15 protein-coding genes and 1 tRNA gene are annotated in these 21,677 nt (G+C 69.5%); 4 read left to right on the top strand and 12 right to left on the bottom strand.

The genetic code is table 11. The features are described 5' to 3' along the window. Window positions 1–16 precede the first annotated feature (16 nt). The 8 genes from H6726_12525 to H6726_12490 form a co-directional block, all read right to left on the bottom strand. Window positions 17–1,153, bottom strand: a complete 1,137-nt coding sequence (locus tag H6726_12525; GenBank protein ID MCB9658465.1) for a hypothetical protein — start codon at window positions 1,151–1,153, stop codon at window positions 17–19. Next, a complete protein-coding gene (locus tag H6726_12520) occupies window positions 1,150–2,649 on the bottom strand; it encodes a restriction endonuclease subunit S (GenBank protein ID MCB9658464.1) in 1,500 nt (499 codons plus the stop codon). Before H6726_12520 ends, H6726_12525 begins: the two co-directional genes overlap by 4 nt. Next, window positions 2,646–4,079, bottom strand: a complete 1,434-nt coding sequence (locus tag H6726_12515) for an N-6 DNA methylase (protein MCB9658463.1) — start codon at window positions 4,077–4,079, stop codon at window positions 2,646–2,648. Before H6726_12515 ends, H6726_12520 begins: the two co-directional genes overlap by 4 nt. 59 nt (window positions 4,080–4,138) lie before the next feature. Next, window positions 4,139–7,507 (bottom strand): type I restriction-modification system endonuclease, encoded by a 3,369-nt coding sequence (gene hsdR / locus H6726_12510; GenBank protein ID MCB9658462.1) that lies wholly within the window; start codon window positions 7,505–7,507, stop codon window positions 4,139–4,141. Between the two features lie 121 nt (window positions 7,508–7,628). Then, window positions 7,629–8,486 carry a Fic family protein gene (locus tag H6726_12505; GenBank protein MCB9658461.1) on the bottom strand — a complete coding sequence of 286 codons (858 nt, stop codon included), beginning with the start codon at window positions 8,484–8,486 and terminating at the stop codon, window positions 7,629–7,631. Window positions 8,487–8,611: 125 nt separating this feature from the next. Next, entirely contained in the window at window positions 8,612–9,172 is a 561-nt protein-coding gene (locus tag H6726_12500) for a DUF4065 domain-containing protein (GenBank protein ID MCB9658460.1), read from the bottom strand. 333 nt (window positions 9,173–9,505) lie between these two features. Beyond that, window positions 9,506–9,579: transfer RNA gene (locus H6726_12495), tRNA-Gln, on the bottom strand. 99 nt (window positions 9,580–9,678) lie between these two features. After that, the gene (locus H6726_12490) at window positions 9,679–10,194 is read right to left on the bottom strand and encodes an HNH endonuclease (protein ID MCB9658459.1); all 516 of its coding nucleotides are present in this window, start codon (window positions 10,192–10,194) and stop codon (window positions 9,679–9,681) included. A 113-nt stretch (window positions 10,195–10,307) separates the two neighbouring features. On the opposite strand from H6726_12490, the gene H6726_12485 reads away from it, so the two are divergent. Continuing rightward, window positions 10,308–10,934, top strand: a complete 627-nt coding sequence (locus H6726_12485) for a hypothetical protein (GenBank protein ID MCB9658458.1) — start codon at window positions 10,308–10,310, stop codon at window positions 10,932–10,934. A 9-nt stretch (window positions 10,935–10,943) separates the two neighbouring features. Then, complete coding sequence (locus H6726_12480; GenBank protein ID MCB9658457.1) at window positions 10,944–11,939, top strand: hypothetical protein; 996 nt, start codon at window positions 10,944–10,946, stop codon at window positions 11,937–11,939. A gap of 87 nt (window positions 11,940–12,026) precedes the next feature. Here the strand turns inward: H6726_12480 and H6726_12475 are convergent, their stop codons facing one another. Genes H6726_12475 through ccsA form a run of 3 tightly spaced genes read right to left on the bottom strand, consistent with a single transcriptional unit; the run spans window position 12,027 to window position 16,752 of the window. Then, the gene (locus H6726_12475) at window positions 12,027–13,391 is read right to left on the bottom strand and encodes a carboxypeptidase regulatory-like domain-containing protein (protein MCB9658456.1); all 1,365 of its coding nucleotides are present in this window, start codon (window positions 13,389–13,391) and stop codon (window positions 12,027–12,029) included. Further along, the gene (locus H6726_12470; GenBank protein MCB9658455.1) at window positions 13,391–14,131 is read right to left on the bottom strand and encodes a zinc ribbon domain-containing protein; all 741 of its coding nucleotides are present in this window, start codon (window positions 14,129–14,131) and stop codon (window positions 13,391–13,393) included. The genes H6726_12475 and H6726_12470 overlap by 1 nt, the downstream gene beginning before the upstream one ends. Continuing rightward, window positions 14,128–16,752 carry a cytochrome c biogenesis protein CcsA gene (gene ccsA / locus H6726_12465; GenBank protein MCB9658454.1) on the bottom strand — a complete coding sequence of 875 codons (2,625 nt, stop codon included), beginning with the start codon at window positions 16,750–16,752 and terminating at the stop codon, window positions 14,128–14,130. The genes H6726_12470 and ccsA overlap by 4 nt, the downstream gene beginning before the upstream one ends. 138 nt (window positions 16,753–16,890) lie before the next feature. On the opposite strand from ccsA, the gene H6726_12460 reads away from it, so the two are divergent. Continuing rightward, a complete protein-coding gene (locus H6726_12460; GenBank protein MCB9658453.1) occupies window positions 16,891–18,582 on the top strand; it encodes a TldD/PmbA family protein in 1,692 nt (563 codons plus the stop codon). A 48-nt stretch (window positions 18,583–18,630) separates the two neighbouring features. Here H6726_12460 and H6726_12455 read toward each other — a convergent pair whose 3' ends face one another. Further along, a complete protein-coding gene (locus H6726_12455) occupies window positions 18,631–19,443 on the bottom strand; it encodes a YwiC-like family protein (protein MCB9658452.1) in 813 nt (270 codons plus the stop codon). Between the two features lie 557 nt (window positions 19,444–20,000). On the opposite strand from H6726_12455, the gene H6726_12450 reads away from it, so the two are divergent. After that, window positions 20,001–21,668: an AMP-binding protein gene (locus H6726_12450; GenBank protein MCB9658451.1), complete on the top strand. Its 1,668-nt coding sequence runs from the start codon at window positions 20,001–20,003 to the stop codon at window positions 21,666–21,668. Window positions 21,669–21,677 lie beyond the last annotated feature (9 nt).

Raw genomic sequence — 21,677 nt, 5'->3', positions numbered from 1 at the left:
GTGGCGACGGCGCAATTCAGTCCTCGTCGTCGACGACCACGGCGACGTGCCGCACGCGGTCTATCTGAAACCGGCGTCCTTGCCGGCCCAGCTCACCCTCGCAGCGCAAGAAACGCCCCTCGTCGTGCGCACGGATGGCCTGGCGGTAGTCGGCAGCGTCCATCGGCACGTGCACCTTGCGCGGCTGTCCATCCACCTGCCCGGCGATCACCACCACGCCTCCCGCTTCCAGGTTGTCGCTGTCGAGGCGCACCACGGCCCCCTCCAGCTCGAAGTCGGGTGTACTCCCGCGCGCGCGGAGCAGGCGCGCCCCTTCCCGCAGGATGGGCGAGAGGTCCGATCCCACGTGCAACGCGGTCGGCGTGCCGGCGGGGACCAACCGGGAAGCCGCCCAGGCAAACTGCAGGTCGAGCGCGGTGGTCTCGTCGCCGTCCACGAACCCCGCGAGCGCATCGCACAGGTTGGCGCTGATGCCCAGGGCGGCACCATCCAGCAGCCCCTCGGCGCCACCGCCCTGCCCTGCGCGCTCCGCGGCCGCCCGCGCGGCCATCGTGGCCGACGCCAGCGTCAGCGTGGCGCGACGCTCGAAGGGGACCTCCCCATGTTCGTCGAAGAGCATCGGCTGCAGTGCAGGCGGCACCGGTGCGTGCACGGTCACCACGAAGCTGCCCTCCTCGGGCGGCCCCAGCTTCACCCGGCGCAAGAACTCCATGGCCTCCGGCGGCCTGCGCGTGCGGTACACCGGCCGCGGGTCGTGCGCGGAGCACGCCGCCGCCAGCACCAGGTCGCGCGTCAGCCCGAACAGCCGCGCCCCCAGCTCGACGGGCACCCGCCCCTGGCCCACGCCCGGCCCTGTCGAGCGCAGCCGGATGATGTCGAACGTGGACGCACGCACCTCGCCCAGCACCCACGCCGCGGGCTTGCCGGTCGCGATGACGAGCGTGTCCAAGACCTCACGCATGCGGCGCGCGTAGTCGCGGAAGCTCGTGCTCAGCGGCAGCTCCACCACGTACTCGCCCTCCGCCCCCGCGTTCTTTCGCCATGTCGCGGCACGGTCGGGCAATACGTCGACCAGCTCCCACCCGTTCGCGCGGAGCCACGCCGCCGCCTGCCGCGGCTCGACGGCCGCCAACATGTCCGTTGGGATCGTCACGGCGCCCGTCGCCGTGCACGGCGGGTCGTGCCTTCCGCGATACCCTGCACATCGTCATTGGGGTCTTGCGGCACGAGCGCGCCCCGAAACGCCTTCGCCAAGATCGCACGTTCGAGCAAAGCCAGCTGCTCAGCGCTTCGGACCGTAGCCCCTCTTTGCATCGCAACGCATTTGTCTGCGGCCTCGATTAGCGGCTCCAGGACGGTCCACTCCGCCGCGGGAAGCACGGGCACGACGAGTTCACGCATGTGGGCGACGTTCAAGCGTTGGACGGCATTTCCGAAAGCCAACCGCTTCATTTGTGCCTGAACTGGCGCACAGCCGAGTGTCCAGAGGATCTGCGGGGCGGACAAAGGTGCCATCGGACGGATCCGAACGGCAGACTGAGTGATGTTCGCGCCCTCCAGCGACGCGTCCACGATCAGGTGCTTTCCAATCGTTCCAACGATCGAGTACACGAGGTCGCCGACCCCGAGAGTCGCTCGCCCGTGCTTCCCCGCGATGGCGGCACTCGTCCGCAGAAGCGCGTGCGGGTCAACGCGCCCCTCAGTAATGTCGGCAGGACGCACGTAGGGCACACCACCGGGTACGTGGGGTCCAGGCTGAACGATCCCGTACACGACAGGAGCCTCTGGTGGCGTGAGTTCTTCCAGCCTCGCCCACGACCACGACGCGGGCAGTTCCGGCAACCCCTCCGTGTCCACCGGCTCGGGCTCGACGTACTTCGCCTTCCACTTGTCGTTCGTGGGCTCCTTGCCCTTCGCGCGCTGTCCGGCGAGGTAGTCCTCCTCCCAGCGGCGGCGGCGCTCGGCGCGGATGCGCTCGAGGAGCTTGTCGGCGGACTCGACGTCGGGGTTCTTAGCGCGCCAGTCCGCCGTGAGGTCGCCGCGGAAGGCCGCCGCGAGCACGGACTGGCGGAAGCGCTCGAGCAGCGGCGGGATGGCGTCGAGGGCCTCCTTCGCGCGCCGACTGCGTTCCGTCAGGGCTTCGATCTTGTCGACGATGCGGCGCTGCTCGTTGAGTGGAGGCATGGACACGTCCACTGAGCGGATGTCGTCGAGTCCGAGTCCGGCTTTGGTTGCACCACGTCGCAGTCGCTCGAGTTGGACCTTCCCCTCAGTGGCGAAGAACCAAGCGAGGAAACGCGCGTCGACGTCGCCGACCGGTCGCGCCAACGCAACGTGCTGATTGATGTACGCCTCCGGTAGGTCCTCAGGGACGAGTCCGACCATGCCGAGTTCCGCCGTGATCGAGATCAGGATGTCGTTGGGCCTGAGCTGCGTGCGATTGCCTTCAGCCCCCTCGGGCGGTCTCACATGCTGGACTCCGTTGAGGTCGAGGCGGATGGTGTTGTGGTCCAGGTTGCCGACGCGAATGAACAATGGACCCTGGTCAGCGTAGTACTTGGCCCACCCGCGCGAGCCGCTAGTAACAAGGGTGAACAAGTCCCGCGCCGCCATGCGCACCCAGCCCGGTGGCAGCTCGTTATTAGTCACAGGGACGTGACCTCGCCACCCAAGATCCCCTGCAGCGCCTCCAGCTCCTCCATCGCGGTCCGCAGGTGGCCCATGATCTCCTCCGCAATCTCGTCCGGCTCGCCCAGCTCGTCGTGGCCCTGCGCGCCGGCGTCCTTCAGCCAGGCGATGTCGAGGTTGTCCCCGCGCTTGGCGATGTCCGCGCGGGTGAACGCTCGGAAGCGGCCGTCCTCGCCTTGGTCCTTGCGCTTGCTGGCGCCCAGCGGGCTCTTGCCGAAGCAGGTCTCGAAGTCGGCAAAGTGCTCGCGGGTGAGCGGGGTGCGCTTGCCGAAGCTGGGGGCGTTGGCGCGCATGTCGTAGACCCAGGTGGTCTTGGTGTTGCCCTTGTCGGTCTTGCCGCGCGTGAAGAAGAGCACGTTGGTCTTCACGCCGCCTGCGTAGAAGATGCCGGTGGGCAGGCGCAGGATGGTGTGCAGGTCGCACTTGTCCATGAGATCCTGGCGAATCTTGGTGCCGGCGTTCTCCTCGAACAGCACGTTGTCCGGCAGCACGACGGCGGCGCGCCCGCCGGGCTTCAGGCCGCGGTAGATGTGCTGCAGGAAGGCCAGCTGCTTGTTGCTGGTGGGGAAGGTGAAGTCGTCGCGCGTGGGGCTGCCACCGCCCTTCTTGGTGCCGAAGGGCGGGTTGCTGAGCATGACGTCGGCCTTGGGCAGGCTCTCCCCCATGGGCGAGAGCGTGTCGCCCAGCACCAGGTCGCCCTCGATGTCGTGCAGCATCAGGTTCATGAGCGCGAGGCGCTGCGTGTCGGGCACCAGCTCGGCGCCGTAGAAGGCGCGCATGCGCTGGAACTCCTGCTGCTCGGTCTTCAGGTCGAACAGGTCGCCCGTGTGCGCCTTCACGTAGCGGTCCGCGGCGATGAGGAAACCGCAGGTGCCCGCGGCCGGGTCCTGCACCAGCTCGCCCGCCTGCGGCTGCACCAGCGCCACCATGGAGTCGATCAGCGGGCGCGGCGTGAAGTACTGCCCGGCGCCGCTCTTCTTCTCGCCGGCGTTCTTCTCCAGCAGCCCCTCGTACAGGTCGCCCAGCTGCTCGCGCTCCACCGAGTACCAGTCCAGCGCGTCGATGCTGTCGGTGAGCGTCTTCAGGTTGCGCGGCACCTTGAGCGCGGTGTTGGCGTTCACGTAGATGGCCTTCACGCGCGCCGAGGCCTCCGTGCCCAGATGCAGCAGCTGGCCGCGGTAGAAGGTGAGCTGCTCGGCCCCCTCGCGCGTGTGCAGGTCGTCCCAGCGATAGCCCTCGGGCAGCTGCTCCTCGCGGCCCGTCTCCTTGGCCATCTTGAGGAACAGCAGGTAGGTCAGCTCGGTGACGTACTCGTGGTAGGTGATGCCGTCGTCGCGCAGCACGTCACACAGGCGCCAGAGCTTCTGAACGATGTCTTGGGTGGTCGTCATGGCCTTCGTTTCGCGGGGCGGGCCCAGGTGGGCGCGGGCGCTCGCTGGGGCGGCATAGCTCAGCCGGCCTCGTCTTCCCAGAGGGCGTCGCTGAGGTCGCCCAGGATCTGCTCCAGCTTGCCGTCGAAGGTCTTGTTCAGGCGGTCGAACCCGCCCTTGGCCTTGAACTGCCCCTGGTCGAGCGCGTCCTTGTCCACCACGTGCTCCACCGTGAGCTGCTTGCCAATGCGCTCCAGCCACTGCCGCTGCGGCGGGGTCCACGGCTGCGAGGCCAGCACCTTCTTCAGCGCGCGCGCCACGCGCTCTTCGTAGGGCACCAGCGCGTCGCCCAGCGCGGCCTGGCGGATGTAGCCCATGATGGACGCGGCGATGTCTTGGTTGGTCTTGTCGCGCCAGGCGGTGCGCAGACTGGCGCTGGTGTAGCCCGCGCGGTCGAGGGCCAGGCGCAGCTCCTTGAGCTGCTGGCGCGTCAGGCTGCGCGGCCGTTGCGTCACCACCAGCAGCGCGGGGATGTCGTTCAGGTGCTCGGTCACGTACTTGGCGAAGCCGGCCAGGTAGTCGTCGGGCTTGGTGCCCGCGCCGTAGCCGTGCTCCACCCGGCGCACCTCGTCCGGGTGGTGGCTGACCAGCATGCCGCCTCCGTCGCCCGTCGCCCGGTCCAGCACCTCGCCCAGCAGCGGGTGCTCGGCGAACCACACGCGCGCGGCCTCGGCGCCATGCTGACGCAGGAACGCGAGCAGCTCCTTGGGGGTCACACCCGCCGCAGCCTCGAAGCGCTCGAGCGCGTCACCCTTCAGGCGCCCGCTCTTGCGGCCCAGCTTGGCCAGCAGCTGGTCCAGCACCTCGTCGCGCGCAGCCTCGCCCTCGGCCTCGCCCAGCTCGGCGATGAGCTGCGTGAACGGCACCGAGGGGTTGGTGACCACGGGCTTCATGTCCGTGTAGGGCGCGAGCGACTTGTAGAGGTCCACCGCGTCGTAGATGCGGAACACCTCCTTGCCTATCTCGTCGCAGCGGCGCGTGGCCCGGCCCAACATCTGCTCGTAGAGGATGCGCGAGCGCACGCGGCGCAGGAACACGATGTTGCAGATGCGCGGGATGTCCACGCCGGTGGTGAGCAGGTCCACCGTGACCACCACGTTGGGCTCGCGCTCGTTGCGGTAGCGGCGGATGAGGTCCAGCGGCTTGTCGGCAGTGCCCGTGATCTTGACCACGGCGTCGTCGTCCACGGCGCCGTACACGTCGCGGAACGCGTCCTTGAGCAGCGTCACCACCATGTCCGCGTGCACGTCGGTGGCGCAGAAGACGAGCGTCTTCTCCTCCAGGCTGGGGTCGATGTGCTTGGCCAGCTCATGGCACACGGCGCGGTTGAAACCCTCGGTCAGCACGCGCTTGTTGAACTGCTCCACCTCGATGCTGACCGCGTCGGGCAAGAGCGAGAGCTGCAGCTGGCCCGTGGCGGGCACGTACTGCTCCACCTCTTCGCCGGCCTGGAAGTGGATGCCGTCCTCGGCCAGCGCGGTGACGATGCGCGTCGGGGGCTCGTGGTCGATCAGCCAGTTGTCGATGACCGCCTCGCGGTAGGTGTACTTGAACGCGGGCTCGCCGAAGATCTCGACGGTGTGCACCGCGGGCGTCGCGGTGAGGCCAATCTTGGTGGCGTCGAAGTGCTCCAGCACGCGCCGGTACTTGGAGATGTAGTCGGCCTCGTTGCGGAAGGTGAGCTCCGCGTCGCTCAGCTCGCGGTCCAGGACGTAGCCGCGGTGGCACTCGTCCACGACGATGCAGTCGTAGCTGTCCACCGGGGGCACGGCGTCGTCCGAGTACAGCAGGCGCTTCACCATGCCCTGCACGGTGGCGATGTGCAGCTTGGTGTCCGAGTCGGGGACGATGTCCGTCAGCTCCTTGATGCCGAAGATGTCGCCGAAGGTGAGCAGGTTCTCGAGGCGCGCGGACTTGAACGCGTTGGTGGTCTGCACCCCCAGCGCGCTGCGGTCCACCAGGAACAAGATGCGGCGGAAGCGCTTGGACTTGAGCAGGCGGTAGCAGAGCCCGATGCACGTCATGGTCTTGCCGGTGCCGGTTGCCATGGCGATCAGGATCTCGCGCTGCCCCTTCTCCAGACACGCCTCGGCGGCCTTGATGGCGCTCACCTGATAGTCGCGCAGCGCCAGGTAGTCCGTGGGCTCCTGCGCGAGCAGGCGATGCGCCTCGTCCATGTCTTGCCGCAGCAGCGCGGACAGCCCCTCGGGCGTGTACCACCCGTCGAGCGCGTGCGAGTGGTTCTGCTTGCGGCGCGCGTCCAGGAACCAGATGCCGCTCTTGGTGGCGAGCTGCTTGAGGTAGGGGCGCCCGTTGGTCGCAAACAGAAACGGGATGCGGTAGCCGTCCCACGGGCCGGCCGCGGCCTTGTCGTCGCCCTTGGGCGTGTACGCGCGGCTGTAGCGCTTGGCCTGCTCGATGGACGCGGCGACGTCCTTGGCGGCCCGCTTGGCCTCGATGACCGACACGGCCTCGAGCCCCACGAACAGCACGTAGTCCGCAGGCCCGCTGTCGGTGGGCCACTCGGCGATGGCCAGGTTCTTGTGCTTCTGGGGCCGGACGCCGCGGCTGTAGCGGAGCTCCACGCTGTCGGCTTCCCAGCCGGCGTCACGCAGCTGGGCGTCGATGAGCTGGCGCGTGTCGGCCTCGTCCAGCGCGAGCTGGGTGCCCACCTCCTCGGCTTGCTCGGCCACACGTTCCAGCTCGGCCGGGGGGGCCGCGAGGGCCTCGGCCTGGAGGCGCGCCAGGCGGTCCAGCATGGCGGCCTGGCGCTCGGCCACCTCGTCCAGCAGCTCCGCCAGCGCGGCCCGCTCGGCATCCGCCGCCCGGGCGCGGTCGCCCGCGGACATGGCCTCGAAGGCCGCGTCTTCAGCGGCCTTCTGCGCCTTCTCGGCCTCGGACTGGCTCGCGGCCAGCTGGGCCCGCAGCTCCGCGATGGCCGCCTTGAGCGCGGCGCTCGCGTCGTCCGGGGGTCGCGGCGGCACGAACGCGCCCGGGCGATAGCCGCGGTCACCGAAGCTCTGGTGAAACCACACCGCCGCTGCGCGCGCGAGCTTGAGCGCGTGCAGGGCGTCACCCGCGTTGCCCACGTTCTCGTGCACGGCCTTGTTGCCCAGCACCTTGAGGCGGTGGAACAGGTCGCCCACGTCGCGGGGGAAGCCCCGCTGCTGGCTCAGCCGGCGCAGCAGCTCGGCCTGGGTCTCGTCGCGCACCTGGTACAGCCCGAAGTGCGCGGCCGCCTCCTGCGCCAGCACCTCGCCGAACTGCCTCAGCCGAATGAGCGTGACCACCGGGTCGTCGTGGAACGCGCGCTCCGCCGCCGCACCGAGCAGCACCAGGCGCTCATCGTAGGGCTTCAGAAAGGTGAAGTTCGGTGAAGGCGCCCTCATCGCTCCGGGAATACTACCCTCTGGGTGAACGACCGCGCGGACAATCATGGGCGGCGAGTGGGATTTCCCGCTGCGTTCCTGGTGGCGTACGGATGCCGCCGCGAGCTGGGCCACCCCTAGGTCAGGCCAGCGCTGTCCCGTGAACCACCACGGGCAGCCGGAACCGCCGCAGCGTCTCATCTTCCAGCCACTGTCCGAACGCCTCGTCGTGGGCGCGCGCGCGCTCCAGCTCCTCGAGGTCCGCGACGAGCTGCCCAATCGCCGCGTCATCGAGCTCGGACGGCTCGCCCATGAACTCCTCCATGGCGCGGTTCTCTCGCTCGGCGTGCTCTGCGGCCGAGCTAAGGCGCCGGCGCCACCAGCGCGCCAAGGGTGCAAACGCGTCGGCGGGCCTCGCGCGCGCAATGAGCTCACCTGCCCGGGTCAGGCCCAGGCACGCGTGCGCGTGTTCCAGCGCTCGCAGGTACTCGGCCTTGTCGGCTGTCCGCTTCCTACGCGAGGTCGGCACGGGCCACTCGACGACGTGTCCAACGCTCCGGGCGGTGGCCTCCACGATGGCCCGGGCGGTTCGCCCGTTCCCGTCGACGAAGGGGTGGATGACGAACAACTCGCGGATGAACATGGCCGCCCACTGCGCGAAACGATGGATGTCCTCTGGCGCACGCGCAGGAGCGAGGCGATCACCCAGCGCGCGGAGGCTGCCCTCGATCTCGTCGCCAGGAGCCCCTTGGAACCGGTGCTGATCGTGGCCGACGACGACGTCCTCCCCTGGAGCGCGCAGGCGGCCCGCGTCATTGCCGAAGGCTCGCTCGAAGATGGTCTTGTGGGTACCCGTGACGAGACCGACGAACGACTCACCGTCCATGGCAAGAGCAACTTGGCCTGGGAGCAACAGATGAACGGCTTCGGTCCCGACCTCGATCTCGCGCCCCATCGCCATGTACTCGGCGACGGTCCGCCCAGGAAAGTTCGCAACCATCGAGACGTCGATGGCATCGCAGAGACGAAAGGTCTTGCAGTGGGGCGTCCCTGGGGGTCCACCCGTGCGCGCGCCGGCGAGAACGCACCCGTGGCAGCGGTTGCTCCGGCTCTTGAGCACGGAACCTACGCTCGCGCGCGGAGCGCCTGCGCCATGTCGTGCAGTGACTCGAAGCGGGCGCGCGGGACCCCATCCACCGACGCGCTCTGAGCGCCCCGGAAGTACACAGGCAGCATCACTCGCCCGTTCGCGAACTTGCGTGCGAAGTGTTCGCGGATCTCGTCGTTGGAGAGCGACGAACGCGCATGCATCGCCCGCACCCAGGGCTCCTCGAGGTGCGACTCGCACCGGATGTCCCAAGACGACAGCCGCCCGTACACCTCGACGACGTCATCCACGACCTGGTGGGCGTCGGGCGTACCCCAGCTCGGATCCGGCAGCGCATCGAGCGGAGGCAACGGGGCAGCCTTGTGCGCCTTGAATGCGTCCCAGATGGGACGACTGACCGGACCGTGCTTCCAGGCATCGAACACGACCGTACCAACCCCATCTGCGACGCCGAGTCCGATGGCCGCGCCATAGGCGTAGAAGCAGAGCTTCTGCAGCTTCAGGTGATCGGTGCCACCACGCACGTCGAGACGCGCGCGCAGCTGATCAGCGAGAGCAAGGGCATGGGAGGAGTGCATGGGGTTCTGATTCTGCAATGAGCTACGCGAACACCAGCGGGGAGGCGTCAGCGCGCAAATCGAGTCTCTATCGGCAATTTATGCAGCATTTTGCGCGAGGCGGGCGAAGATTTGACGAACTGGTGTTCGTGAGCGGGGGTTTTACGGCCAAAGCCTGCAGTCGCAAGCAGCCCGCCCCGCGTGGGACGGATCGCATGCGGGGCGCCCGCCCCCCCCACAGCCCCACCAACGAGCGCAGACCCGCGTCGACAGCACGCCGCGTGTCCCGTGGATGGATTTGGGCTCGATGTCGTCACCCGGCGGGTCACCAAGACTCGCAGACCCCTCGCCTCATGGTTCCGGGAGGAGGATTCGAACCTCCATTCACGGATTCAAAGTCCGTTGTCCTGCCCTTGGACGATCCCGGAGCGTCGGCCCGGGCGTGAGCCCGAGCCGAACGGGGGCGTGTCTATCACGAGTCGCGCTTGGGTGCACGACCCCTTGCGCCCGATGGACCCGCCCCCGCCCTACTCGGCCGCGGCCGCGACGCCCCACGCGGACCACACCGGCGGGGTGACCCCCAGCTGGTCGCGGGCCGGGCCGCTCGGCAGCCAGGTGGGCACGGCGGGCGGCTTGGCCAGCACCAGGCCCGAGCGGGCCAGCGCGCGGTCTCCCTTGCGCTGGTTGCACGGGCGGCAGGCCGTCACGACGTTCTGCCACTCGGTGCGCCCGCCGCGCGCCTTGGGCACGACGTGGTCGATCGTCAGCTCCTTGGCGGTGCCCTCGTGCCCGCAGTACTGGCAAGCGAAGCCGTCGCGCCGCAGCACGTTCAGCCGCGAGAAGCGGATGCGCTGCACCCGAAACGGGACGGGCACCCGCAGCCGCACGACCGCCGGCAGCCGGAAGACGCTGCTCACCGTGCGCACCTCGTCGTCGTACTCCTCCAGCACGTCCACCTTGCCGCGGAACAAGAGGGCGATGCCCTTCTGCCACGAGACGATGCGGTGCGGTTGGTATCCTTGGTCGAGTACGAGGGTGCGCATGGTGGAGTGAACTCCGTAACGAATGTTCCACGACCTAAGGTTATGATGTACATCGTCAAGCGCTCCGTCGCGCTCGCGCGAATGATGACTGTATAAGCACTGACAGGATGTTCATGCGTCTTTCACCTCGATTCCTGCGGACTGCGCTGCTGGCCTCCTCGTTGGCCCTGACGGTCGTCTGCCCCTCCACCGCCTCGGCGGACCGCATCAACGCGCCGTCGCACGACGCGGGCCTGGGCTTCCACACGGTCCGCTTCCGCACCGAGGACGGCGACGCGTACTCGCTGCACGCGCTCACGCTCACGTTCGACTACTGGGTGGGGCGCCGCTTCGGGATGATGCTGCACGGGGAGGCCTACTTCCCCATGCGCGCCGCCCAGCCAGGCAGCGGTGAGAACTACCGCGGCTCCCTCCGCCGCGACTACGAGCAACACTGGGGCCTCGACGGATCGGTCATGGTCGGCATGCACGAGGAGCTTGCCGAGAACCTCCACCTGTACGCGGGCGTGGGTGTTCACCTGCAGTCGTTTCGCATCAACGACGCCGAGTTCTCCGCGGTAGAGGCCGTCACGATGGGCCTCGGGGGCGTGGCGCGCGTGCGCTACGACTTCCACCGGCACATGCACGTCAGCGGGCTGGTGGCCGCGGCGCTCGACCCCATCGACCTCATCAAGCACCGCAACCGGGTCGTCGTGCTCTTCCCCATCACCTTCGCCGTGTCTCTGGGCACGCACTTCTGAGGTCGCAGCATGTCCCGCTCTACCTTCGCTCCGCTCCTCGCCCGCGCCGCTGGCGCGTGTCTCCTGCTCGCGCTGGCCGCTTGCGACAAGTCTGGTGTACACGACCTCGGTCGCGCCAACGACACCCTGTCCACCTGCGGCTCACGGACCAGCACCTGGCTGCGCTCGCTCGACGAAGAGACCGAGCTGTTCGTGCTGGGCAGCACCCGCCCGGGAACGGGCTCGTCCTCTGGCTGCTTCGTGCGTGCGCTGGTCAACCAGGACAGCTCCGTCGCCATGGAGACCGGTACGTACTCGGTGGACGGCGGAGGCGCCGGGAGCACATCCATCACCGCCACCTACCGCTTCCTGTTTCAGCCCGACCGTGGCCCGTTGCAGCGCGAGGGCGCGGTGCGCTTCGATCAGGACCCGCCCATCACGCAGGACCTCCGGATCGGCATGGACGCCGCTCAGCTGACGATCGACGTGGACGGCGAGGCCCGCCACCTGACAGCCCTCCCCGAGGTCATCCGTCGCCTGCAGCCGGACACGCAGGCTGGCGCGGAGGACATCTTCCGCCTGGTCAACATCATGTTCTACATGAGCCAGACGCGCGTGCAGGGCTTCGGCGCGACCGGCATGACCATGTACATCACGCCCTCCGACTTCAACGGCATCGTGTCGGGCACGTACCGTGTGGCCGTGCAGGGGGGTCTGCGCATCGGCGCCGACTTGACGTACTTCGCGCTGCGCGACCTGACCGACATCCAGATGGATGGCAACCAGCACACCATGATCGATCTGGGAGGCAACGGGCCCACCAGCGAGATGATCACGTTCACCCTGGACCACCCCGACCGCTCGACCCCCATCACCTACACCATCTTCTACGACGAGTTGATCGTCGTGAACGGCGCGGCCGGCGACGGGCAGTACGTGGTGGACTCGGACGGGGACATGTTCACCCTCGACTGGCCCATCGCGCAGGACGTGCACCTGCGCAACGTGCTGCCCGTCGGCGAGTAGCGGTCAGGCGCCTCCCGCGCGGGGCGCCTACCCGTGCCGTGCCCCGCGCTCCCCTGGCTCGTCCGACGCAGGTTCCAGGCGCTGGGCTCAGCTGGCAGGACGCGCTGCGCTGGCGCTCGAACCGGCGCTCCCCACGGAAGCCCCGTCCTTGACCCACAGGGCCAGGGCGTCGCGTAGCGAAGCTCGCTCCCGCGCGTAGAACTCCGGCCCCACGTCGCCCGCCGCGTGCTGCGCCTCGAGCGCCGTCAGCTGCTCCAACAGGGCGTCGCGTTGGGCCTCTCGTGCGGCCAGCAGCAGCTGCGTGGCGTCCTTGGGCGAGGTCAGCAGCGCGCCGCCCACCACGAGCAGGAGCAACGCGAGCGTGACCGCGATCAGGCGGCCCGGGCCGGGCCCCGGGATGTTGTCCAGCGTGATGACCATCTCGCCCAGGGGCCCCTCGGTGGCGTGGCGCTGCGCGCCCGTCACCAGCAGCCGCGCCGGCGCCTCGTGGATGCGCGGCTCCGGCAGGCCCGACACCGACAGCCCGATGCCCTGCGCCTCCTCGGCCACCACCTGCACGGTGCGCACGCGCAGCGGCACGCCCATGGCGATGCGCATGGTGCCCGGAGTGATGGGCAGGTCGTAGCCGTAGAGCAGCGTCTGGCCACCTGGGGGCACGGAACCACGCAGCAGGAAGCCCTCGTCGTCGGGCTCGATGCGCTGGTCGCTCATCATGGCCTGCGACTGGAACCCCACGACCCCTTCCGGGAGTGGGAAGCGCAGCCCCTCGTTGGGCAGACGCACGATGGCGTCGCCGCCGTTCACCAACTGCACCTGTTGCACGAAGTGCAGCTTGCCCGCCGTGAACTCCACGCTGGTGTCGTACTGCCAGACGAACAGGAAGCGCGGGTCGTCGGTGATGGGCAGCCGCATGATCTCCACGCGGTAGCCCGCCTCGTCCGGCAGGCGAAAGGGCGTGGTGCTGGTCGTGGCTCCGTCGTCCTCGAGGTTCACGCGGTAGGCCTGCACGTCGCCGGTCGGGAGGTCGCGAAACACCGCCACGCCCTCCGCGTCGGTGCGCGCGTCGTGCGAGGAGCGCGCCTGGTCCTGACCCATGATGCCCAGGCGGATGCGCGCGCCAGCCACCGGCTGGTTGCGGAAGTCGCGCACGTGCACCTCGATGGAGCCCACGGGCACGCCCTGCATGATGCCCGCTGCCGCCAGGGGGATGGCGTCGCCCGCAAGCTGACGCATGCCGAGGCTGGGGGCGGCAGCGGGAGCCGCAACGGCAGCCTCGGGAGTGCTGTGAGGGTTCGAGCCCGGGCCCGTGAGCACGTCCGCCGGACCGCGCGGCGCCGGCGGCGGTGGGGTCTCGACGCCGTCCTGGGCCAACACTGGGCGGGCCATCATGAGGGAGGCGCACAGGGTCAGGCCCAGCCTGGCCAGCGGACGGTGTTGGCGTGGACTACGCATCAGTCGGACTTCCTCGACGAGTCGCTCGCTGCACCCAACGCGGCGCCGCACTTCTTGCAGAACGTAGCGTCCGCGTCGTTGACCGTCTCGCAGGCGCGACACGCGAGCGGCGCCACACGCGCGCGGCACTCCACGCAATACTCCGCGTCGGGCACGTTGGGCGCCATGCAGGTGGGGCACAGCAGGTGGTTGTCGCGCGACCCGCTGTCCGACATGGACGGCCGGCTGCGTCGCCTCGGCTTGGACACAGGGGCCTCCGAGTCCCCCGTGTCGCGCGGTTGGCGCGCGGTCTTGGGGGCTTCCGAACCCAGCCGGGAATCGCTCTCGCGCGCACGGTCGGCGGAGCGCCCGTCCAAGGCCAGCGTCGCCAGCGAAGGGAGCGAGCTGCCAGCGAGGTGCGCCTCGATCAGCCGCTCGGCCTCGGCGCGGTAGGGCTCGAGCTCCTCGTCCAGCGCGCGCAGCACCTCCTTCGCCTCGGCGCGCATCTGCGCGTCCACCACGGCGAAGTCCTCGGCGTTGATCTTCCCGGCGTCGTGCTCGAAGCGCAGGTCCGCGATGCCGTCCAGCAGCGCGGCCTTGCGCTCCAGCAGGCGCGCGCGCTCGCGGTCGGCGTCGTCCGAGAGACCGACCTCCACCACGCCCAGCGCCGCGCGCACGCTCTGCCACACGAAGAAGAGCGCCGTGAGCAGGCCGCCCGCCGCGAGGGTCAGGAAGAACCAGGGGATGATGTCTTGGCTCATGACTCGTCCTCGAGGCGCCGCAGCTCGTCATCGAGCGCGCTGTCGTAGCTGCCGTCCGCGCTGGGAGCCGCCGCATCTTCGCTCGCCGGGGCGCTCACGGGCGCCGCCGCCGCGACGTGCGCCTGCTGCCAGCGCTTGCCGATGGTCACCACCAGCGCGCCACCCAGCACCAGCGCGACGAGCGGCGCCACCCACAGCACCTTCCGGCTGCCCTCGTCGGACGGGATGCTGATGGACGCGTCGCCGTACTGCGCGCGGTAGCTCCGGATGAGCGACGAGTTGGTCTCGCCCGCCGCCATGCGCGCCCGCAGCTCGGCGCGCTTGTCCTCCGCCCAGCTGCACGCGCAGGTGTCGAGGGCCAGGCGCTCGCAGCTGCCGCAGTCGCACAGCAGCGTGTGGAAGAGCTGCCGCTCCTCGTGGTCGTGGATGACCACCGTGCCTGCGTGCAGGCTGCTGCTGTCCCCCTGCGCCGACGCCCACGCGGGCAGGCTCGCCACGGCCGCCAACGCGAGCGCGATGAACGCTGTGGTGGCGAGACGCAGCGCGCGCTGCTTGGGTCCGCGGGTGCCGCGGGCGTCCCGTGCGCCCAGCAGGTCGGCGGTGCGCGGCCAGAGCGAGATGACGCAGCCCAGCAGCACCAGCATGCCGCCGAACCAGATCCACCACACCAGCGGCCGCACCTTCACCTGGAACGTGGCGCGCCGCGTCTGCGGGTCCACGGTGGCCATGATGACGTAGAGGTCCTCGCTGGGGCGGCTGTGGATGGCCACCTCGGTGGTGGGCATCTCGGGGCGCAGGCGGTAGATGAACTTGGCCGGGCTCACGCGTTGGCCGCTCTGCGCGCCGTGGCGGGTGAGCAGCATGTCCGTGAAGATCATCTGCTTGGTGGGGTCCACCTCGCGGCGCGGGCCCTCGTAGCGCAGGTCGTACTCGCCCAGGTTCATGCTGGCCCCGGGCAGCAGCGCCGACTCCTCGGTCCGGTCGTACGCGGCCCCCGTGAAGCCCACGAACATGAAGACGATGCCCAGGTGCACCACGTAGCCGCCGTAGCGGCGCCGCGCGCGGGCCACCAGCTTGAACAGGGCCGTGCCCACGCCCTCGCCCTTGCGCATGCGCACGGCCGCCCCGCGCGCGAACTCCTGCACGATGCTGGCCGCGACGAACGCGCAGGTGATGCTGGACACCAGCGGCGCGGCGTCGTGGAAGGCGCCCATGACGAGGCCCAGGCCGCCGTCGTAGATGGACTCACCTTGCACGATGGCGGGGCGCCCGAGCTTGCCGCCCACCAACAGGTGCAGCGCCCCCGCCACCACCGACGCGGCGATGGGCACGCGCAGCGACATGAGCAGGCTGCGCCCGCTGGCCTTGCGCCACGCGATGAGGGGCCCGAGGCCAGCCAGGAAGAGCAGCGCCAGCCCCAGCGGCGTCATCCACTCGTTGAAGAACGGGGGCCCCACGGTGGCCTCCTCGCCGTAGATCCAGTCCGAGATCTTGGGCCACAGGGTGGCGCCCAGGACGCCCACGGTCATGCCCAGCAGGATCCAGTTGTTCACCAGGAAGGCGAACTCGCGGCTGAGCATGGACTCCATGCGGTGCTGACCCACCAGCTTGGGCAGGCGCCACACGATGACGGCCGCGACCACGGCGATGAGGAAGCCCATGTAGTAGACGAAGTACGTGCCGATGTCGCTCTGGGCGAACGCGTGCACGCTGGCGATGAGCCCCGAGCGCGTGAGAAACGTGCCGAAGATGGTCATGAAGAACGTCAGGCACATGAGGAAGACGTTCCAGACCTTGAGCATGCTGCGCCGCTCTTGAATGAGCGCGCTGTGCAAGTACGCTGTGCCCGTGAGCCAGGGCATGAACGACGCGTTCTCCACCGGGTCCCAGGCCCAGTAGCCGCCCCACCCCAGCTCCTCGTAGCTCCACAGGCAGCCCAGCAGGAGCCCCAGCGACAAGAACGCCCAGGTGACCATGGCCCACGGGCGCGCCATGTGGACCCACTCGTTGTCCAAGCGACCCGACAGCAGCGCCGCGAACACGATGGAGAACGGCACGGACCAGCCGACGAAGCCCATGTAGAGCGAGGGCGGGTGGATGGCCATCCAGTAGTTCTGGAGCAGCGGGTTGAGGCCCTCGCCGTCGGGGGGCCCACCGTCCAGGTAGGTGGCGAAGGGGTTGGCCGGGAACAGCAGCAGGATGCCGAAGAACAGGAAGATGCTCATCAGCGTGGCCAGCACGTAGGGCTGCAGCTCCACGTAGCGCCCGCGCATCCACACAGTGAGGGCCGCCGTGTAGCCCGACATCAGGAACGTCCACCACAGCAGCGAGCCGTCCTGACCGCCCCACAGGGAGGTGACCAGATACCACCAGGGCATGCTGCGATCGCTGTAGCGCGCCACGTAGGTGATGCGGAAGTCGTGGGTCTGGAACGCGAAGGCCAGCACGGCCACGGCCATGAGCACGAAGGCGCACGTAGCGAAGGTGCCCGCGCGGGCCGCGACCAGGAGGTGCCCCCGACCGCTGGCGGCGCCGAGGCTCATGGCCAGCGTGTACGCCGCGCTCACCAGGATGAGGCACAGCGCCAGGTTGCCGAAGAAGGGGATGTCGGGGGTCAGCACGGGCCCGAACATACCCCCTGGCCCGGGCGGGCGCACCCCGTCCGGACGCTTCCTGCCGGATGCCCCGGACCGCCTCCGGCCAGGGCCCACCCGCGCCCGTGCGACAGCGGGGGCCTCGTCTGCTAGCGTCCGCCGCCTATGGTGACCCGCCCCCGGCCCAGCCCCGGCCTCTACGACCGCTTCTGTGGCCTCTACACCCCGCGTCAGATGAACACGGTCGGCCAGTACCTCGAGGAGGAGCTGCAGCGCAGCCAGGAGCTGCTCTCGCGCCCCGGGCACCCCAAGGTCTGCTTCCTTTCGTACCTGCTGCGCAACGAGCGCCGCGAGACCGTGCGGGCCCGCCTGGGCGCCATCGCCGAGCACCGCGTGGACACGCGCACGCACGTGTTCTGCGACGTGCGCGTGGGCAGCTACCGCTACGACCAGGTGGCCCAGGGCGGGCTCGAGGACAACGCCCCCGAAGACGAGAGCGTGCGCTACATCGAGATGCCCACCGAGGTGTCCGAGGACGCGTACCGCGTGGCCCTCTGGCGCCTGACCGAGGCGCGCTACCGCGAGGCCGCGGTGCAGTACTACGCGCGCAAGAGCGACGAGGTCCACTACGTGGACGAGGCCCGCAAGCTCCCCGCGCGCCGCCGCATGGAGGGCGAGCGCCATGGCGAGCTCACCCGCTACCCCGAGCTGGACGTGGAGCGCTGGCACCGCGTGCTCAAGCGGGCTTCGGCCCTTCTGCGCGGCACGCCAGACATCCAGGTGGCCGAGATCGAGCTCTCCGCGTGGCATAGGCAGCAGCGCTTCGTCAGCACCGAGGGCGCGAACATCGCGGAGCAGCGCGTCGTGTACGACCTGCACGCCACGTTCTGGATGCTGGCCCCCGGGGGCTACCGTGTGGAGCAGGAGGTGAGCTTCGTCACGGGCGACGCCGCCGAGCTGCCCGACGAAAAGGGCATCCTCGCCCTGGTGCGCGAGCGCATCAAGCTGCTGCGCCAGATCGCGACCGCGCCACACCTGCCCTCGTACACGGGCCCGGTGCTGCTCGCGCCGGTGCCGGCCGGGCTGTTCTTCCACGAGGTCATCGGGCACCGCCTGGAGGGCTCGCGCCTGCTGTCGTCGGACGAGGGCGCCACCTTCGCGAACCTGCGCAACAAGGCCATCGCGCCCAGCTTCGTGGACATCGTGGACGACCCCACGCTCACGCACTACGGCGACCGCAGCCTGATCGGCGCGTTCCTCTACGATGACGAGGGCGTGCGGGCGAAGCGCGCCAACCTGGTGGAGCGCGGGGTGCTGCAGGGCTTCCTGACCACGCGCACGCCCATCCCCGGGCAACGCGAGCTCAACGGCCACGCGCGCGCGTCGCGGCACGAGCGGCCCATCTCACGCATGGGCAACCTGATGGTGTCCAGCCGTGACCCGAAGAGCGAGGACGAGATGTTCGCGCTGTTCCTGGAGGAGATCCGCCGCCGGAAGCTGCCCTACGGCATCCACGTGCTCGCCACGCTGGGCGGCGAGACCGACACACGCAGCTACGACTTCCAGGCGTTCAAGGGCGAGATCATGCACGCCGAGCGCGTCACGCCCGATGGCGAGCGCACGCTGTGCCGCGGCGTGGACTTCGTGGGCACGCCCCTCTCGGCGCTGGACGCCCTGGTGGCCCTGGGCGACGACGTGACGGTGGACAACGCCTACTGCGGCGCCGAGTCGGGGATGATCCCGGTGTCCACGGTCTGCCCCAGCGCGCTCATGTCCAGCCTGGAGCTGCAGTCCAAGGACCGTCAGCGCTTCGCCCCGTTCGCGCTGCCGCCGCCGCCCATCAATCGGCGGCCCTGAGGGGCTTCGTAGACGGCCAGCGGCTCGTGCAGCGTGGCAGGCGCGACGTCACACGAGGACCAAGACCACCACCGTGGCCACCTTGGCCGCGGCCAAGGACCAGCCCACCACGCGCAGCCTTCTGGGGCTCGGCCGCACGAGCAGCAGGCCCACCGCCACCGAGAGGGTGGGCACGAGCGCCCACGCGAAGGCAGGGTCCACCTCGCCGCGCAGCACGCGGGTCACGAGCGCGATGACCGCGACGGCCACCGACAGGAACCCGACGTAGGCCAGCACCCCCGCAGCGCGCCTGCGCTTGGGGATCAGCTCGCGCACCGTCAGCATGGCGAGCGCCCCCGTCACCGCGAACACCCCGGCCGTGAGCCAGGCGTGCTCCGGCGCCCAGCCGTTCGAGAGCGCCACGGGCACCCCCGACAACGACGCGGAGAGCGCGAGCAACAGCGTCCCCACGTCGCTCTTCTCGGCCCGGCGCAGCGCGACGAACGCCTGCAGCGCGCCGAGCACCCCGAGCACGATGAACGCCTCCAGCGCAGCGCGCGGCGCGACCACCAGCGCCCCCGCCCCCGCCAAGACCGTGACCAAGCCACGCCGCACGAGCGCCCTCCGAGCGACAGCCCCCAGCTCCCGCTTCGCCCGCACCCCACGGTGCCCGAGCAACACCAACGCCGGCTCGTGCGCCAAGAACGCCACCACCGCGAGCACCGCAAACCCCAGCCCCGCCCACGACGGCTCCCCGCGACAGAACGCCGTCAGCAGCGGCGCCAACACCAGCGCATAGGCACCATGCTCCCGCGGCATCAACCACACCCGCGGCGCGGCCTCCATCTCCTCGCTCTCGTTTGGGCTCTCGGTCGGGCGCATGCCCAGATCCCAAGCACACACTGTTCCACCGCCACCCCACGCCGTTTCCAGCGCCGAAGCGCCTCCCTCCGCACACCCCCGCGCAAGACCTGCGCGCCCCGCCCGCCCACGCGCACGAACCCGCCCCGCGCGGCCGAGCCGCGAACCCCTCGCGCCAACCTCACGCCCATCCGAGCCTCCACCACCTCAAACGGACCACGCAGATCCCCCGAACTCACCCGCGCCCATCCGAGCCTCCCCCACCCCGAGCGGACCACGCGCATCCGCCGGGCTAAATCGCGCCAACCGACACGTCGCCGAGGGAGGGGGGAGCTCCGGGCACGGGTGTCGGGGGGGCCCCATTGCAAGCGCCCTGGCGCGCCGCAATGGGGGAGGCACCGCAGGGAGCGCCTGCGCGACCGAGCCCGTGCCCGGAGCTCTCCCCTCCCGCGCGCAACCGCCTCGCCAGCGAGCCACCCCAGACGCGCGCGTTCCGCGCCAAAGGGGTGGGCACTTGCACACATGAGGTTTGATCGGCAGGATGCCCTCGCCTGATCAGCCCAGGCGGAGGCCCACGAATGAGTCAATCCAAGATCCTGCTCGACCTCGTCTACCACTGGGAGCAGACCAGCCCCTCGCAGCTGTACATGACCCAGCCCTTCGGCGGGGAACGAATCGAGCAGTACACGTGGAAGCGCACGATGGACGAGGCGCGCCGGATGGCGTCGTACATCCAGTCGTTGGACCTGCCCGCGGGGTCGCGCATCGGGATCCTGTCGAAGAACTGCGCGCACTTCATCATGAGCGACCTGGCCATCTGGATGGCTGGGCACGTGTCCGTGGCCCTCTACCCCACCCTCGCCGCGGAGACCGTGCGCTACTGCCTCGAGCACGCGGACGTGAAGCTGCTCTTCGTGGGCAAGCTCGACGGTTGGGACGAGATGAAGCCCGGCGTGCCCGACGGCATGGCCTGCGTGAGCTACCCCCTCAGCCCGCCAAACAGCTTCCCCACCTGGGACAAGCTCATCACGGAGCACGAGCCCCTCGCCGGCAACACCGCGCGCACACCGGACGACCTCGCCATCATCGTCTACACCTCCGGCTCGACGGGGCAGCCCAAGGGCGTGATGCACAGCTTCGGCACCATGAGCGTCGCCGCCGAAAACTTCGTGCGCATGTTCAACGTGAACACGCGGGACCGCCTCATCAGCTACCTGCCCTTGGCCCACGTGTTCGAGCGCGCGGCCATCGAGTGCCTGAGCATCTTCTCGGGCGCCCAGGTGTTCTTCGCGGACTCGCTCGACACGTTCGTTCAGGACATCCAGCGCGCGCGCCCGACCATGTTCCAGAGCGTCCCGCGTCTGTGGCTCAAGTTCCAGCTGGGCGTCTTCTCCAAGATGCCGCCCAAGAAGCTGAGCACCCTGCTGAAGATCCCCATCCTCAACAACATCGTGCGCAAGAAGGTCCTCACGGGCCTCGGCCTGCAGGACGCGCGCATCGCCATCAGCGGCTCGGCGCCCATCCCGCCAGACCTCATCGGCTGGTACCGCAGCCTCGGCCTCGAGCTGCTCGAGGGCTACGGCATGAGCGAGAACTTCTGTTACTCGCACATGGCGCGCCCCGGTCGCGTGCGCCCCGGCTACGTGGGTGAGCCCGATCCGGGCTGCGAGGTGCGCATCAGCGACGCCGGCGAGATCCTGGTGAAGAGCCCGGCGAACATGCTGGGCTACTACCTGGCGGACGAGGTCACCAAGGAGTCCTTCACGGAGGACGGCTTCCTCAAGACGGGCGACCGCGGCGAGGAGGACGAGCTCAAGCGCCTGCGCATCACGGGCCGCGTGAAGGAGCTGTTCAAGACGTCGAAGGGCAAGTACGTCGCCCCCGCGCCCATCGAGAACCTGATCAACACCGACGCCAACGTCGAGGTCAGCTGCGTGAGCGGCTCGGGGCAGCCCGCCGCCTACGCCACCATCATGCTGGCGCCGGAGAAGAAGGCCGCGCTGTCGGACCCGGCGCAGAAGGCCGCGCTCACGAAGGAGCTGGAGGCCCTGCTGGCCAGCGTGAACTCGCAGATCGAGAACTTCGAGGAGATGCAGTTCTTCGCCGTGGTGAAGGACGACTGGCAGATCGAGAACGGCTTCCTCACACCCACGATGAAGATCAAGCGCAACGTCATCGAGGAGACCTACGAGACCAAGCTCGAGGGCTGGTACAAGAGCAAGCAGCGCGTCATCTTCGAGGAGTGAGCGCGCGCG

It is taken from the genome of Sandaracinaceae bacterium (assembly GCA_020633055.1).
GTDB lineage: Bacteria > Myxococcota_A > Polyangia > Polyangiales > Houyiibacteriaceae > JADJJE01.
The sequence above is the reverse complement of the archived record's forward strand: the minus strand, read 5'-3'. Positions and strand labels throughout refer to the sequence as shown.